This is a genomic window from Pelagerythrobacter sp., assembly GCF_041912895.1.
In the GTDB taxonomy this organism is placed as follows: Bacteria; Pseudomonadota; Alphaproteobacteria; order Sphingomonadales; family Sphingomonadaceae; genus Pelagerythrobacter.
Genome location: NZ_JAYSGI010000002.1, coordinates 155535 through 171673 on the forward strand (window position 1 = coordinate 155535; position 16139 = coordinate 171673).

The following is a 16139-nucleotide window of genomic DNA, read 5'->3' on the forward strand; positions in this document are numbered from 1 at the left end:
CAGGAGGAACACGGTTAGGCGGGCCGGGGTGGAGAGGAGAGAACCCCCGGCCCGCCAAGTCGGTAGCGTCAGTTGTAGGCGCGCTCTCCGTGTTCGCCGATGTCGAGCCCGTCGACTTCGGTTTCCTCGGAGACGCGCAGGCCGGTCACCAGCTTGACGATCGTGGCGACGATCGCGGTACCGACAGCGGCCCAGGCAATCGCGACGATCACCGCGATGATCTGCGTCGTCACCTGGCTGCCCATGACATATTCGGCGGCGTCGCCCGGCCCGCCCAGCGCGGGCGAATAGACGATCCCGGTGCCGATCGCGCCGACGATGCCCGCCACGCCGTGGATGCCAAACACGTCGAGCGCGTCGTCGTAACCCAGCTTCGGCTTGAGCTTCGCCACCGCGAAGTAAGCGACGACCGACGCGACGATGCCCAGCACGATCGCGCCGAACGGCCCGCTGTTGCCCGCCGCAGGCGTCACCGCGACGAGCCCGGCGATCACGCCCGAGCAGAAGCCCAGCGCGCTTCCCTTGTGCCCGGCGAAACGTTCCATGAGCATCCACGACAGCGCGGCTGCGGCGGTGGCGACGAACGTGTTGATCATCGCGAGCCCGGCGATCCCGTCGGCCTCGAGCTCCGACCCGGCATTGAAGCCGAACCAGCCGACCCACAGCAGCCCCGTGCCGACCATCGTCAGCGTCAGGCTGTGTGGCGGCATCGGCTCGGCGGGATAGCCCCGCCGCTTGCCGAGAAACATCGCCAGCACCAGCGCCGAGACGCCGGCGTTGATGTGCACCACGGTGCCGCCCGCGAAATCGAGCGCGCCCATCTCGAACAGCAGCCCGCCACCGGCCCAGACCATGTGCGCGATCGGGAAATAGACGATTGTGAGCCAGATCGCGGTGAACAGCATCACGGCGGAGAACTTCAGCCGCTCCACCGTCGCGCCGAGCACCAGCGCCACGGTGATCGCGGCGAACGTCATCTGGAAGCTGACGAAGACGTATTCGCTGATGACCTCGTCGGAGAAGGTCGCCGCGGTCGTCTCGGGCGTGACTGCGCCGAGGAAGTAGTTGCCCCAGGCGAAGAGCGCATTCCCGTTCGGGCCGAACGCGGTGCCGTAGCCCCACATCACCCAGATGAGCATGGCGAGCGCCGCGGCGCCGCCGATCTGCGTCATCGTCGAGAGCATGTTCTTCGAACGGGTCAGACCGCCGTAGAACAGCGCGAGGCCCGGCAGGATCATCATCAGGACGAGGACCGTGGCGGTCATCATCCAGGCGTTGTTCCCCGGGTTCGGTACTGCGGCGGCGGCCTCTTGCGCGAAAGCGGGCGCGGCGGCGAAGATCGACGCGCCGAGCGCGCCCGCCACCAGTGTAGTTTTGCGGATCATCGTGTGGTCCCTCGATCGTGACGCGCCGCTCACAGCGCGGTATCCCCGGTTTCGCCCGTGCGGATGCGAGTGGTTTCGGCGAGGTCGAAGACGAATATCTTGCCGTCGCCGATGCTGCTGGTGCTGGCGGTCTGCGTGATCGTCTCGACCACCTGCGGCGCGAGATCGTCGGTCGCGGCGATCTCCAGCTTCACCTTGGGCAGCATGTTGGTCGAATATTCGGCCCCGCGATAAATCTCGGTCTGGCCTTTCTGCCGCCCGAAGCCCTTGACCTCGGACACGGTCATGCCGGCCACGCCGATGCCGCCGAGCGCCTCGCGAACCTCGTCGAGTTTGAACGGTTTGATGATGGCGATGATGAACTTCATCGATCCCCCCTGTTTCCCGCCGGAACGTTTCCGGCTTCGCACAAACAGCAAAAGCCGTGCCAGACGGGAAACTTGCTGTCTTTTCAGGAGGGTTTGGCAAAACACCGTTTCAAACGCCGGTTCACGTATGCCTATTTATTAGGCTTAGCCTATTTTTTGGGCATTTCCAGGCGTGCCCAGACCGGCAGGTGGTCCGACGCCTGCGCCGAAAGCGCGCTGTGGTGCGCTCCGGCCTCGTCGGCGCGCCAGTGATGCGAGGCGAGGATGCGGTCGAAGCGTGCGACCGGGCGGCGGCTGGGGAAGCTGCGGCCGGGGTCGAGCAGTTGCCAGCCCTCGCCGAACTCGCGCATCGCGCCGCTGCGCGCGCCCCACTGGTTGAAGTCGCCCATCAGGATCGAAGGGCACGCAGGCTGGCAGCGGCCGTGGTGCGCGAGGATCGCTTTCACCTGATCGCGCCGCCGCAGGCCCGACAGGTCGAGATGCGTGCCGATCACCCGCACCCGCTGCCCGCCGCAATCGATATCGGCGCGCACCGCGCCGCGCGGTTCGAGCGTCGGCAGGTCGAGCGGCTCGGCATCCACCACGTCGAACTCGCGGCGAACGAGGATCGCGTTGCCGTGCCACCCGAGGCTGCGCGGCCGCCGGGCAAGCTGCACCGGCTTCCACGGGGTGTCGTCGAGCGCAGCGCGCGACAGCACGCTCGCCCGGTCGCCGATCCGCCGGTCGGCCTCCTGCAACGCGATCACGTCGGCGTCGATCTCGCGCAGCACGGCGATGATCCGGTCGGGATCGCGCCGCCGGTCGGTCCCCACAGCCTTGTGGATGTTGTAGCTCGCAAAAGTCAGCTGCACGCGAAGAGTAACGCCCCTCAGGCGGGATTGGTGCCCGCGATGTACCGATCGGTCGGGCGCGTCGGCAGGCCATCGATGCTGCGCGTGCGCTGCGCCGTCTTTTCCGCCCATTTCACAGGATCGGCCTGCGCGTGGTATTTGACGAGCGTGGCGCGCGGGCGCTCGAACTCCATCAGCGGCACGCCCCAGCCGCAGCTCGTCTGCACGCTCTCGACCGCGATGTCGAAAATCTGCCGCGTGCCGGGCAGCAGCGTGAATTGCGCGGCGAGCGCTTCCCATTCCGGGTCGGCGGGCAGCACCGGGCGGCCCCTGCCGTAGATGCGCAGGATCAGCGCGGGCTGCTCCCAGTTGCAGAACATCACCGTGATGCGCCCGTCCGCCAGCAGATGCGCATTGGTCTCGTTGCCCGAGCCGCCGAGATCGAGGTAGCCGACGCGATCCGGTGCAAGCACGCGGAACGAGTCGAGTCCCTTGGGGCTGAGGTTGATCCGCGCCCCCTCCGCCGCCGTGGCGACGAAGAACACCGGCTGCTTCGCGATCATCGCGATATGGTCGTCGGTCAGCGTTTCGGTGAAGTCGGCCATGGGCCGGTGGTTATACCGAGGCCAGGCTGGCGGCAAGCGAGGCGCCCGTTTGGTTCGCGCAAAGTCGCCAAGGCGCGAAGATATAGCGTTTGCGGCGAAGCCGCCTGCAAGGCCACAAGCGGGTTCTTGGGGTGACCCTCGACACTATTCGATGGCCTTCGGCCCGGCGAACCATCTTCGCGCCTTAGCGCCTTTGCGCGAAACCGTTACCGCTCCTTGATCGCCGAAAAGGCCACCTCGGGGTTCTTTTCCTGCTGGTAGCCGACGTCCCACGGGCTCTTGGCCATGAACACCAGGTCGCCGTCGCGGTCCTTGGCGAGGTTCGCGCGGTTGAAGCTCTCGAACTCGTCCATCGCCTTCGCCTCGCCCTTCAGCCAGCGCGCAGTGGCGAAGGGCGAGGGTTCGAGCACCGCCTCGACCTTGTATTCCGCCTCCAGCCGCGAGACGAGCACGTCCAATTGGAGCTGGCCGACCACGCCGACGATCCACTGCGCGCCGATCTCGGGGTAGAACACCTGGATCACGCCCTCTTCCGAAAGGTCGTCGAGCGCCTTGCGCAACTGCTTGGTCTTGGTCGGATCGCGCAGCACCACGCGGCGCAGGATCTCGGGCGCGAAATTAGGGAGGCCGGTGAAGCGGATCGCGTTCTTCTCGCTCAGCGTGTCGCCCACCCGCAGCGTGCCGTGGTTGGGAATGCCGATGATGTCGCCGGCTTCCGCCGTGTCGGCCAGCTCGCGGTCCTGCGCCATGAACAGGATCGGCGAATGGATCGCGATCGGCTTGCCGAGGCCGCTCGGCGTCAGCTTCATGCCGCGTTTGAACGTGCCCGAAACCTGCCGCATGAACGCGATCCGGTCGCGGTGGTTGGGGTCCATGTTGGCCTGGACCTTGAAGATGAACCCGGTCACCTCGTCGCGCTCGGGCGAAATCTGCTCCTCGCCCGCGGGCTGCGGACGCGGCGGCGGAGCCCATTTCGCGATCGCGTCGATCAGCTCCTCGACCCCGAAGTTCTTGAGCGCCGAGCCGAAGAACACCGGCGTCAGGTCGCCGTTGCGATACGCCTCAAGGTCGAACTCGGGATAGCCGATCCGCGCCAGCTCGATCTCTTCGGCGAGCTCCTCGGGCAGTTCCCCGAGCGGCTCGCGCTTGCCGAGGTATTCCTTGCTCCCGCCTTCGGGCCGCGCGACGGTGTCGGTCGCGAAATCGAGCACGCCGGTGAACAGCCCGCCCATGCCGAGCGGCGCGCCCTGCGGGCTGACGTCGAGCGCCAGCGCATCGGCCACCTCGTCGAGCGTCTCGAAGATCGAGCGGCCCTCGCGGTCGACCTTGTTGACGAAGGTGATGATCGGCACGCTGCGCAGCCGGCACACCTCGAACAGCTTGCGCGTCTGCGGCTCGATGCCCTTGGCCGCGTCGATCACCATGATCGCCGAATCGACCGCGGTCAGCGTGCGGTAGGTATCTTCCGAGAAATCCTCGTGCCCCGGCGTATCGAGCAGGTTGAAGGTAATCCCGCCCTTCTCGAACGTCATCACGCTCGAGGTCACGGAAATCCCGCGCTGCTGCTCGATCTTCATCCAGTCGCTGCGCGCGCGCCGCGCCTGCCCCCGCGCCTTGACCTCGCCCGCGAGATGAATCGCGCCGCCCTGGAGCAGCAGCTTCTCGGTCAGCGTGGTCTTGCCCGCGTCGGGGTGCGAAATGATCGCGAATGTGCGGCGGGAGTTCTGGGGGTTGCTCATCGGTCTCTTCTCTTGCGCCCAAGCCCGCTCATCCTGGGCCTGTCGAAGGATGCTCGCTCGGCGCCAGCGTGCTTCGACAGGCTCAGCACGAGCGGATGTGGTGGTGCTCGCCGGGCTACTGCTTCTCGCGCGCCACCCGGAAGCCCGCGAAATCCTGGTTCACCGGCATCAGTTCGATGCGGTTGACGTTGAGGTGCGGCGGCAGCTCGGCGATCCACTTGATCGTGTTGGCGATGTCCTCGCCGGTCATCGGGTGGACCCCGGCGTAGAGATCGTCCGAGGCCTGCTGGCTGCCGGTGCGCACCAGCGTGAATTCGGTCTCGACCATGCCCGGCTCGATGCTGGTCACCCGCACCCCGGTGCCGTGGAGGTCGGCGCGCAGCGCGAGCGTGAAGTGGTTCGCGAAGGCCTTCGACCCGGCATAGACGTTGCCGCCCGGATAAATGTAGCTGCCCGCGACCGAGCCGATCGCGATGATCGCGCCCTTGCGTTCGATCAGGCCGGGCAGCAGCTTGCGGGTCAGCACGACCATCGCCGTGACGTTGGTGTCGATCATCGTCTGCCAGTCGGCGAGGTCCGCCTGCTGCGCGGGCGAGAGACCCTGCGCTAGCCCCGCGTTGTTCACCAGTAGGTCGATCTTGGCGAATTCATCGGGCAACGCCGCGATCGCCGCATCCATCGCCGCCTCGTCGCGCACGTCGAACAGCGCCGGGTGGACTGTGTCTGCGCCAAGGTCCGCCACCAGCGCGTCGAGCCGCTCCTTGCGCCGCCCGGTCGCGACGCAGCGCCAGCCACTGGCGACCAGCGCGCGCACGCACGCCTCGCCGATCCCGGCGGTGGCGCCGGTGACGAAGGCGACCCTGCTCATGCCCGCAGCTCCGCGCCCTGCTTGCCCGCGGCGGCGACCACCTTGTCCGCGATCGCCTTGATTTCGGCATCGGCGAAGCTCTTGTCGCCCGGCTGGAGCACGACCTCGACTGCGACCGATTTCCTGCCTTCTGGCACGCCCTGCCCGGCGAACACGTCGAACACCCGCGCATCGACGATCGCCGCCTTGTCCGCCCCGCGCACCGCGCGCACGAGGTCGGCGGCGGCGAGATCGGCGGGAACGAGGAAGGCGAAGTCGCGCGTCACCGGCTGCAATGCGGGCGGCGCATACGTGGTGCGGGCGAAGCTGGCCGCGCCTTTCTTCGCCGGGATCGCATCGAGGAATATCTCGGCGGCCATCACCGGCCCTTCGATATCGAACGCCTTCAGCGTGTTCGGGTGCAGCGCGCCGAAGCGGGCGAGCACGTTCTTCGGCCCGAGCCGCAGCGTGGCCGATTGGCCGGGGTGGAACTGCGGCCCCGGTCCGTTTGCATCTGGGCCCATCACCATCAGGTTGCCGACCGGCGCCCCTGCGGCTTCGAGCAATGCCATGGCCTCGGCCTTGGCGTCGTAGGCGTCGAACATGGCCGCCTTGCCGTTCGCCCAGCCGCGCGGCGTCTTTTCGCCCGCGAGCACGACGCCGAGCGTCGGCCGCTCGTCGCTCGCGCCCTTTGCGCCGCGGAAATATCTCCGCCCGATTTCGAACAACCGCGCACCGCCCGCGCCGCGATCGGCGTTGCGCTTGGCGGCGGCGATCAGGCCCGGGAGCAGCGAGGGGCGCATGGCCTTCATGTCCTCGCTGATCGGGTTTTCCAGAACCCACAGCTCGGCGCCGTCGGCGAAGTGCTCGGCCTCCGCCGTGGGAAGGAAGGACCAAGTCACCGCCTCGTTCAGCCCGCGCGCGGCGGCGCTGCGGCGCAGCTTGCGCTCGATCTGCTGGAGCGGGGTAGCGGTGGGCCGGGCGACGCCATCTGCGCGGGGCAGCGCGACGCTCTCGACCTTGTCGAGCCCGTGGATGCGCACGACTTCCTCGACCAGATCGGCCGGTCCCTCGATATCGTGGCGGCGCGGCGGGCAGGTCACCTGCCAATCGTCGCCGACACTGAAATCGAGCGCCTCGAGGATGCGGCGCTGTTCGTCTTCGGCGATGGCCACCCCGCCCAGCCGCTGCGTCAGCGCGGGATTGAAGGCAACCACTTTCGGCTCCACCGGCGGCTCGCCCGCGCGCACGACCGCGCTCGGCGTGCCGCCGCAGGTGCGCACTATCAGGTCGGTCAGGATCGCGAGGCCCTCGTCGAGGAAGGCCGGGTCCACCCCGCGTTCGAACCGGATGCGCGCATCGCTGGCGAGGCCGAGCTTGCGGCCCGTCACGCCGATGCGGGTCGGATCGAAATAGGCGATCTCGAGCAATATGTCGCTCGTGCTCTCGGTCACGCCCGAATGCTCGCCGCCCATGATCCCGGCGATGTCGTGCACGCCCGCGTCGTCGGCGATCACCGTCATGCTATCGTCGAGAGTATAGGTCTTCTCGTTCAGCGCCTCGACCGTCTCGCCGCCCTTCGCGCGCCGCGCGACCACCGCGCCGCTCAGCTTCGCGAGGTCGTAGGCGTGCGCCGGGCGGCCATAGGCGAGCATCAGGTAATTGGTCGCGTCGACGATCGCGGAGATCGGGCGCTGGCCCGCCGCGAGCAACCGGCGCTGCATCCACTCGGGGCTGCTGCCGTTGCTCACGCCCTTGATCGTGCGCCCGTAGAACGCCGGGCAGCCTGCGGGATCGTCGGTGCGCACTTCGACCGGGCACGCACCCTCGCCCGCGATATTGGGCACCGCGACCGGCTTGAGCGCCCCGAGCCCCGCGGCCGCGAGATCGCGCGCGATGCCGAGCACGCCCATGCAATCGGGCCGGTTAGGGGTGATCGCGACGTCGAACACCGGGCTGGTCGCCTGGTATTCGGCGAAGCTCGCGCCCACCGGGGCATCGGCGGGCAGCTCGATGATGCCTTCGTGCGCGTCGCCCAGTTCGAGCTCGCGCACCGAGCACATCATGCCGTTCGACTCGACTCCGCGGATCGCGCTCTTGCGCAGTTCCATGCCGTTTGCGGGCACGACCGCGCCGGGCAGGCCGAGCACGCCCTTCATCCCCGCGCGCGCGTTGGGCGCGCCGCAGACGACCGTCAGCGGATCGCCATCCCCACAAGATACTGTGAGTACCTGCAGCTTGTCGGCATCGGGATGCGGCGCGGCGGTGAGCACTTCGGCGACACGGAAACCCGCAAGCTTTTCCGCCGGGTCCGCGATCCCCTCGACCTCGTGGCCGATGGCGTTGAGCGCAGCCGCGATCTCGGCGACCGTGGCTTGGGTGTCGAGGAAATCCTGCAGCCATTCGAGCGAGAACTTCATGCGCGGGCTCCCACGCCGCCCGACAGCGTCGGCTGGTCGAAGGCGGAGAAGCCGTAGTGCGCCAGCCAGCGCCCGTCGCCGTCGAAGAATGCGCGCAAGTCGTCCATCCCGTATTTCAGCATCGCCAGCCGGTCGACGCCCAGACCCCAGGCGAAGCCCTGCCATTCGTCGGGATCGAGCCCGGCGAATTCGAGAACCTTGCGGTTGACCATGCCGCTGCCGAGCAGTTCCATCCAACCGTGCCCCGGCGCGTCGCCGTCACCGCCGAGCACCCGCCGCCCGTCCACGTCCTGCCAGCCCACGTCGACCTCGACCGACGGCTCGGTGAAGGGGAAGTAGCTGGGGCGCAGGCGCAGCACGATGTCGTCGCGCTCGAAGAAGGCCTTGAGGAAGGTCTCGAGCGTCCACTTGAGATGGCCGAGGTGGATATCGCGGTCGATCACCAGCCCTTCGACCTGGTGGAACATCGGCGTGTGCGTGGCGTCGCTGTCGCTGCGATAGACGCGGCCTGGCGCGATGATGCGGATCGGCGCGCCCTGCTTCGCCATCGCGCGGATCTGCACCGGCGAGGTATGCGTCCTCAGCAACATCCGATTGCCCGCCTCGTCGCGGTCGGGGAAATAGAACGTGTCGTGCATCGCGCGCGCGGGATGCGTCTCGGCCATGTTGAGCGCGGTGAAGTTGTGCCAGTCGTCCTCGATCTCCGGCCCGGTGGCGACCGAGAAGCCGAGGTCGGCGAAGATTTCCGCCAACTCGTCCATCACCTGGCTGACCGGATGGACCGAGCCGCGGGGGGCGTCGGGCGCGGGCAGCGAGAGGTCGAGCGTCTCGTTCGCCAGCCGCCGGTCGAGCTCGGCCGCTTCCAGCGCATCCTTGCGCGCGGCGATCGCATCGGCGACTTCGGCGCGGGCGGACTGGATCGCGGGGGCCTGGCTCTGGCGTTCCTCGGGCGACATGCCGCCCAGCGTCTTGAGCAGCTGGCTGATCCAGCCCTGCTTGCCCAGCGCCTCGATACGCAGCGCCTCGACCGCCTCGGGCGTATCGGCGGCGGTAATGGCGGCGAGCGCCGCGTCCTTGCGGGATTGCAGTTCGTTCATGGCCCGCGCGCGCTAGCGGCAAATCGCCGGCAAGGCAAAGCGCATGTGGGCGCGGGCCCGCTCAGCCCGCAGCCGGCCGATCGAGCGTCTGCACCGGGCTGCCGAAGGCGCGCTGCCGCTCGCGCAGGAAGCCGGCCATCACCGGGTGGTCGAGTGCGGCATACTCGCTCGGCGTCATACGCAGGAAATCGTGGCAGTCGCGCACGAAATGCGACTGGTCGTAATAGCCGGTGTCGATCGAATGGCTCCACCCGGCCTTCGGATCGAGCATGAACGCGGCCAAGCTGCGCATGAAGCGCTGGCGGCGCAGGAGGACTCTCGGCGGAAAGCCGAACGCCCGCCGTGACAGCCGTTCCAGCGTGCGCTGGTTGATCCCGGCGCGGCCCGCCATCTCCGCCACGCTCGGCAGGGCGTCTGCCAGCAGCACCGCGTGGATCGCGCCGATGCGGGCATCCTCGCGCCCGTGGCGCGGCGCCTCGTGGCGGAAGAACGCGATCAGCCGCGCGCATTCCTCCTCCTCGCGTTCCGCCTCGCCGGTCAGCGCATCGGCGAGGGCGACGAACGGGGCGAAGGCCGGTTCGGCGCGGCCGTCGAACACGCGGTTGGCCATCGCGTTGGCGGGCTGCCCGATGAAGGTCGACCAGCCGAGCGGCAGCAGGCCGACGCCCCACAGCCGGGTGTTGCCGAGCGTGAATTCCAGTGGCCCGCTGCTCGGCCCGGTGGGCGCGAAATCCGCATCACGCACGAGATCGCCGCTCGCCGAACGGCTGACCGGCAGATCGCCGGAAAAGAACCGCAAGTTGCCCCACTCGGGCTGGAGCGCATCGGCGACGCGCACGCCCTCGGGCACGGTGATCTCGACCCGGTAGAAGGTCGTGAAGTACCGCGCGAGGTCCGCGGGCGGCGCGTGGAAGCGCACCGCAATATCGCATTGCGTCGCCATCTCGTTCGCTGCGCCCGTCGCTGACCCTGTTCGCCGGCAGACTAACCGTTAGCCGGCGCGAAGGGAAGATGGCGCTGACCTCGGCTGGCGCACCCTGCGAAAACGGGATGGAGATACGCGAAGGGCGCGGGAAGCAGACGTGCTTCCCGCGCCCTTTTCACGCCGTCCGGCAGGCCGATGTCAGGCCGATGTCAGGCCGGCAGGGCCTTCTTCGCCTGCGCGATGATCGAAGTGAACGCGGCACCTTCGTTCATCGCGAGATCGGCCATCACCTTGCGGTCGAGTTCGATGCCGGCGAGCTTCACGCCGTGCATGAACTGCGAGTAGGTCAGGCCCTCGGCGCGCACGGCCGCGTTGATGCGCTGGATCCACAGCGCGCGGAAGTTGCGCTTCTTTACCTTGCGGTCGCGGTAGGCATACTGCCCGGCCTTCTCGACCGCTTGGCGGGCGATGCGGATGGTGTTCTTGCGGCGACCGCGATAGCCCTTGGCCTGATCGAGGATCCGCTTGTGCTTCTGGCGCGTGGTGACGCCGCGTTTGATGCGTGGCATTTGCTAGTACTCCTGAATGTCGATCCGGGCTCAGTCGAGGCCGTAGGGGGCCCACTTCTTCACCGTGCGCGTGTCCGCATCGGACAGGACGGTGGTGCCGCGGTTCTGGCGGATATACTTCGCATTGTGGCTGATCAGGCGGTGGCGCTTGCCCGCGACACCATGCTTGACCTTGCCGGTGGCGGTGAGCTTGAAGCGCTTCTTCACGCCGCTCTTGGTCTTCAGCTTGGGCATTTTCGTCTCCATTTCTGGGACACGTCCTTGCCAGCCCTGGCAGCCCTTTCGGCCAGACCGGCAGATGAATCACGTGTCGGTGAAGCGCGCGCCAATAGTCCGTGCCCGCAAAGAACGCAAGCGCCGTGCGGAACCCGCTGAAGGATCGCGGATTTTCCGTTGCATGGCAATTGCGCCCACTCTCGATCGCTCGCGAGACTATGCCCGCCGGGCCTGGACGCCGCGCTGGCTGGCCGACCGCCCGCGACCGCTGCGAATCGCGGTGCGCACGGTGGCGATCGCGCTGCTGGCGCTGTTCGCGGTGTGGCTGATCCTGTTCGTCACCAAGGGGCGCTTCCTCAAGGGACCGTTCGAAGGCATCGCCTCCTCCGCGCTCGAGCGCGAGGTATCGGTCGGCGGCGACTTCCAGCTCTACTTCGCGCCGATCGACGTGAAGTTCCTCGCCGAGGACGTGCGCATCTCGAACCCCGACTGGGCCGAGGCCGACCAGTTCTTCACCGCGCGGCTGATCGACACGCGCATCCGCATCTTCCCGCTGATCTTCGGGCAGCGAAAGATGAAATGGCTGACGCTCGACCAGGGCGCGGTCGCGCTGGAGCGCGACGAAGACGGTACGCGCAACACCTGGACCTTCGGCGATCCCGACACGCCGGGAGAGCCGCTCGAGATACCGCAGATAGAGCGCGGCACGGTGAGCGGCAGCCGGCTCGTCTATCGCGATCCCCCGCTGCAGCTGTTCGCCGATATCGGGTTCGAGACCGTGCAGGCGAAGGACACCCGGTTCGACAGCGATATCCGCTTTACCGGCGAAGGCACGATGCGCGAACGGCCCTTCACGCTGGCGGGCAACCTGCTCAGCCCGAACGAGACGATCGCGGGCGGTAGCAACCGCCTCGCCCTGCGCGCCGAAGGCTCGGGCACCGTGCTCGACGTGTCGGGCACCCTGCCCGCCGCCACCCAGCTCGAAGGATCGGACCTGCGCTTCGGCGTGCGCGGATACGATATCGCGAACCTGTTCGATTTCCTCGGCGTGGCTGTGCCGTCCACCCGCGCCTACCGGTTCACGTCGGCGCTGACCTACGACGGGTCGGAATGGAAGTTCACCGGCCTGAAGGGCGTGTTCGGCGAAAGCGATCTCGCTGGATCGCTGCGCGTCGGCTCGCCGAACGGACGACTCAAGCTGATCGCCGATCTCGCCACGCAGTCGCTCGACATCGTCGATGTCGGCCCGTTCATCGGCTACGATCCCCGGCGGCTCGACGACATGGGCAAGGCGGGCGCGATCCGGCAGGTCAACGGCCGCCCGCGCGTGCTGCCCGACGCGACGCTGCGGATCGACGCGCTGCGGCGGTTCGACGCAGAGCTGCGTTACAAGGTCGCGAAGGTGCGCGCCGAAAGCTTTCCGCTGTCGAATATCGACCTGACGCTGGGGCTCGACGATTCGCTGCTGACGATGGAGCCGCTCACCGCCAATGTCGCGGGCGGCACGATCACCGCCGACATCGCGCTGAACGCGCGCGAGCCGGTGGTCCGCACCGCCTACGACATCCGCCTGTCGCCGACCAACATGGGCCGGCTGCTGGCGAGCTTCGGCACCGAGCAGTCGGGCACCACCGGCAGCGTCTCGGCGCGGGTGCAGCTCGCAGGCACGGGCGACAGCCTGCGCCAGAGCCTCGCGCATTCGAGCGGGCGGATCGCCTTCATCATCCCGGCGGGCACGTTCTGGACGCGCAACATCCAGCTCGCCGAACTGGATCTGGGCACGTTCGCACAGAAGATGTTCGAGGACGAGTTGAAGGAGCCGGTGCAGGTGAATTGCGGGCTGATCGCCTTCACCGTGCGCGACGGGGTGGCGGCGGCCGACCCGATCCTGATCGACACGAAGAAGAACGTCATGCTCGGGCGCGGCGGCTTCAGTTTCCGCAGCGAGGCGATCGACATGGCGGTGCGCGCCGACGCCAAGACCTTCAGCCTGTTCTCCGGCCAGTCGCCGGTGGGCGTGAAGGGCTATTTCGCCGCGCCCGCGATCGACCCGATCAGCGGCGATCTGGTCGGGCGCGCGGGCGCGGGGATCGGGATCGCGGCGGTCGCCAGCCCGGTGGCGGGTCTGCTCGCCTTCGTCGATCCGGGCGACGCCAAGGCCGCCGCCTGCGGCCCGGTGCTGGCGGGCGCGAGCGCAAAGGCGCAGCGGACCGAAGACGGCGAAGCGCGCGACGACGTGGGCCGCGGCACCACCGCGAAATCGGAGGACGGCGAGCAGTCGGACGAGGACAAGGACGGCCAGCGCAAGAAATTCCTCGGGATCTTCTAGCTCTCGTAGATCATCTTCACCGTCATTCCGCCGTCGATGACGATGCGCTGGCCGGTGACGAACCCCGCGCCCGCCAGCCACTCGACGGCCCCGGCGATATCCTCGACCGTCCCCACGCGTCCCGCCGGATGCTGTCCGCGCGCGCGCTGCGAATGCTTGGGCTCGCTGCGGTCGGCGGCCTTCTGCCACGGGCCGGTCTCGATCCAGCCGGGCAGCACCGCGTTGGCGCGGATCGCGGGGCCGAGGCTGACCGCCATCGCGTGGGTCAGCGCGTCGAGCCCGCCCTTCGCCGCGGCATAAGCGTAGCTTTCCGGCTCGCTCATCAGCGCGCGCGTGCTCGATATGTTGACCACGCTCGCACCCCCGGAGTTCGTGGCACCGCGCCGCAGCAGCGGCAGCGCCTCGCGCGTGCAGAGGAAGGCGGCGGTGAGCGAGGCGTCGATCCAGCCCTGCCATGCGGCGAGTTCGAGATCCTCCAGCGGCCCCGCATAAGGATCGGCGATCCCGGCGTTGTTGACGAGGCAGGCGAGCGGCATCCCGTCGAGCCACGCATCCAGCTTGCCGAACGCCCGGCGCACCTGCGCTTCCTTGCCGACATCGCATTCGAGCGTCAGGCAGGCATCGCCGGGCAGCAGTGCGGCCAGTTCCGCCAGCGCCGCGCCATCCTTGTCGAGCGCGGCGACCCGCCAGCCAAGCCCGTGGAAATGCAACGCGATCCCGCGCCCGATCCCCGCCCCGCCACCGGTGATTGCGATCGTCTTCGTATCATGTGCCATGCCCGGCCAACGCCGGACCGCGCGGTCAGTGCCCGGCTTGGCCTTCTCGACGGTGCGCGCGCCAGCGTTCGGAGCCCCAGCGGGCGATCAGGGCGTCGATGCGGGCCTTGTCGGTGCCGGTGAAGTCGCCGTGCGGCGCGCACTGGCTGCGCTCGGTCATGCACGCCTCGCCGGTATCGAGGCGCAGGCTGGTGAGCGTGCCCCGCCCCGCCAGCCCGATCGCGGTCGGCGCGTCGAGTGGGCCGATGTGGAGGAACGGCGGCGCGGCGGGCGGTGCGGGCGGCTCGCCGCGCAGCGCGGCGGTAATCACCGCGCGGTAATCGGCCAGCGCCAGCGGGCCTGCTGGCAATATGCCAGGCCGGTTGGCGACCAGCACGGTGCCGAACTGGCGCTGGTTGACGATATGGCCGTGGCCGAGGAAGCCGTCCTCGAACAGGTCCTCCCCGTGATCGCCGGTGACGATCAGCAACGTATCGTTCCACACGCCTTTCGCTTTCAATCGCGCGATCAATTCGCCCAGCCAGGCGTCGGCGTTGGCGACCGCGTTCCAGTAGGTTGCCTGCACCTCGGCAGCCCGGTCGGCACCGATCGCGCCGCGCTCGATCGGACGATCGGCCACGCGCATGCGCACGCCATCGTGGTGGTAGGGGAAGTGCGCCGACTGGAAATTGAAATAGGCGAAATGCGGGCGCGCCTGCCAGTCTTCCGCGCCCAGCGTCCGGTCGAAGGCGTCGAGCAGGTGGCTCTCGTCCACCAGCAGCGACCCTTGCGCGGCGAAATCGAAGGCGCGCTTATCGCGCAGGGTTTCGGCATCGACGTAGACGTCGGCCGCCCCGCGCATACCGACCGTCTCGGATATTCCGCCGAAGTCTTCCGGCTGGCCCGAGAACACCCCGATGCGGTAGCCGCTCGCTTTCAGATCGCGGAACAGTGAGGGACCGCCCTTACGTGGAGCGAGCTGGCCGGAGAACAGCGACTTGAGGCTTTCGGTGGTAAAGGCGACATGGCTGTAGGCCGGGACGGCGCCGCCTTCCACCGCCAAGGCCTCCAGATTGGGCGCGACGAGCTTGCCGTTCACGCGTTTGCCGAGCACGTCGCCGCGGGTCGATTCCATCACCACGATTACGACATGCGAGCGCTCGCTGGTGAACACCTGCGACCCGAGCGGCGCGGCAAGCGGGACGAGCGCGAGGTCGCCGCCGTAGCCGTCCTCGTCCACCCCGTTGCCGGGAACATCGAGCGCCAGCGGGTGGCGGCTGCCGTCGAACGGAGCGCTGTCGTGCTGGATGCCGAACAGGCCGTAGCCGTCGCGGTCGACATCGCTCAGCGCGTCGAGCGTGCCGGTCAGCCCCTGCCAGGCGAGCGTGCGATTGAGGCCGAACGCGGCGTCGCTGCCGGTGCGGGGGATGGCGATAGCGGAGACGAAGAACGCGGCGATGACGCCGATCGACAGCGCGCGGCGCGGGCGGGCCGAGCGCGGCAGGTCGGCGGGCAGGAGGCGCGCGAGCAGCTTCCACGCGATCCACGCCGCCGCGATCACCGCCACGAGCGCGATCAGCGCGACGCCGATCTCGCTCAACCCGAACAGGATCGCATCGACCAGGCTGCCGCCGCCCAGTTGCTTGAGCAGCGCGAAGCCGACCGCGTCGCTGAAATAGGAATGGAGCTGATACTGCGCAACAAGCAGCGCCAGGAACAACGCGCCATTTATCAGCGCGAACAGGAACAGCGCCGCCCAGGCCGGGCCGCGGCGCGCAAGGCGCAGCGCGAGCGCCCATCCGGCGAGCCCGATCAGCGCCTGCGCGGCGAGGTATCCGGCGAGGAACAGCGCCACCTCGCCCGACGTATCGACCGCGCGCGACTGGCCGAAGCCGCCGGTGAACAGGCCGTACTTGCGATCTGCCAGCGCCAGCTCGACGAGCGAGACGAGCGCCACCAGCGCGAACGGGAACAGCGCGAGCAGGCGCGCGGCTACGCTTCGCCCGCGCGCTGGGCCGGCCGGGCCGTCGCTGATCGGTAGAGTCGCCATGCGC

14 protein-coding genes are annotated in these 16139 nt (G+C 68.5%); 1 reads left to right on the top strand and 13 read right to left on the bottom strand.

The genetic code is table 11. The features are described 5' to 3' along the window. Nucleotides 1–68 precede the first annotated feature (68 nt). From ACE3QC_RS07770 to rpmI, 11 genes are all read right to left on the bottom strand, one after another. Nucleotides 69–1385 (bottom strand): ammonium transporter, encoded by a 1317-nt coding sequence (locus ACE3QC_RS07770; RefSeq protein ID WP_374406959.1) that lies wholly within the window; start codon nt 1383–1385, stop codon nt 69–71. Nucleotides 1386–1414: 29 nt separating this feature from the next. Further along, nucleotides 1415–1753, bottom strand: a complete 339-nt coding sequence (locus ACE3QC_RS07775; RefSeq protein WP_374406961.1) for a P-II family nitrogen regulator — start codon at nt 1751–1753, stop codon at nt 1415–1417. A gap of 149 nt (nt 1754–1902) precedes the next feature. Further along, complete coding sequence (locus ACE3QC_RS07780) at nt 1903–2604, bottom strand: endonuclease/exonuclease/phosphatase family protein (protein ID WP_374406963.1); 702 nt, start codon at nt 2602–2604, stop codon at nt 1903–1905. Between the two features lie 17 nt (nt 2605–2621). Beyond that, the gene (locus tag ACE3QC_RS07785) at nt 2622–3188 is read right to left on the bottom strand and encodes a pyridoxamine 5'-phosphate oxidase family protein (RefSeq protein ID WP_374406965.1); all 567 of its coding nucleotides are present in this window, start codon (nt 3186–3188) and stop codon (nt 2622–2624) included. Between the two features lie 206 nt (nt 3189–3394). Further along, nucleotides 3395–4927, bottom strand: coding sequence for a peptide chain release factor 3 (locus ACE3QC_RS07790; RefSeq protein ID WP_374406966.1), 1533 nt, complete (start codon nt 4925–4927; stop codon nt 3395–3397). 115 nt (nt 4928–5042) lie between these two features. Continuing rightward, nucleotides 5043–5795: an SDR family NAD(P)-dependent oxidoreductase gene (locus ACE3QC_RS07795; protein ID WP_374406968.1), complete on the bottom strand. Its 753-nt coding sequence runs from the start codon at nt 5793–5795 to the stop codon at nt 5043–5045. Beyond that, complete coding sequence (gene pheT, locus ACE3QC_RS07800) at nt 5792–8194, bottom strand: phenylalanine--tRNA ligase subunit beta (RefSeq protein ID WP_374406970.1); 2403 nt, start codon at nt 8192–8194, stop codon at nt 5792–5794. Before pheT ends, ACE3QC_RS07795 begins: the two co-directional genes overlap by 4 nt. Then, nucleotides 8191–9291 carry a phenylalanine--tRNA ligase subunit alpha gene (gene pheS, locus ACE3QC_RS07805; protein ID WP_374406972.1) on the bottom strand — a complete coding sequence of 367 codons (1101 nt, stop codon included), beginning with the start codon at nt 9289–9291 and terminating at the stop codon, nt 8191–8193. Before pheS ends, pheT begins: the two co-directional genes overlap by 4 nt. Nucleotides 9292–9352: 61 nt before the next feature. Next, nucleotides 9353–10234, bottom strand: a complete 882-nt coding sequence (locus tag ACE3QC_RS07810) for a helix-turn-helix domain-containing protein (RefSeq protein WP_374406974.1) — start codon at nt 10232–10234, stop codon at nt 9353–9355. A gap of 191 nt (nt 10235–10425) precedes the next feature. Next, the gene (rplT, locus tag ACE3QC_RS07815; protein WP_374406976.1) at nt 10426–10785 is read right to left on the bottom strand and encodes a 50S ribosomal protein L20; all 360 of its coding nucleotides are present in this window, start codon (nt 10783–10785) and stop codon (nt 10426–10428) included. A gap of 30 nt (nt 10786–10815) precedes the next feature. Continuing rightward, nucleotides 10816–11019: a 50S ribosomal protein L35 gene (gene rpmI, locus ACE3QC_RS07820; protein WP_374406978.1), complete on the bottom strand. Its 204-nt coding sequence runs from the start codon at nt 11017–11019 to the stop codon at nt 10816–10818. A gap of 163 nt (nt 11020–11182) precedes the next feature. Here rpmI and ACE3QC_RS07825 point away from each other — a divergent pair, with 163 nt between their 5' ends. Next, the gene (locus ACE3QC_RS07825) at nt 11183–13330 is read left to right on the top strand and encodes an AsmA family protein (protein WP_374406980.1); all 2148 of its coding nucleotides are present in this window, start codon (nt 11183–11185) and stop codon (nt 13328–13330) included. On the opposite strand, the gene ACE3QC_RS07830 is transcribed toward ACE3QC_RS07825, so the two are convergent. After that, on the bottom strand, nt 13327–14106 hold the full coding sequence (locus ACE3QC_RS07830) for an SDR family NAD(P)-dependent oxidoreductase (RefSeq protein WP_374406982.1): 780 nt from the start codon (nt 14104–14106) through the stop codon (nt 13327–13329). The genes ACE3QC_RS07825 and ACE3QC_RS07830 overlap by 4 nt on opposite strands. Nucleotides 14107–14131: 25 nt before the next feature. Beyond that, nucleotides 14132–16135, bottom strand: a complete 2004-nt coding sequence (locus ACE3QC_RS07835; RefSeq protein WP_374406984.1) for an LTA synthase family protein — start codon at nt 16133–16135, stop codon at nt 14132–14134. Nucleotides 16136–16139 lie beyond the last annotated feature (4 nt).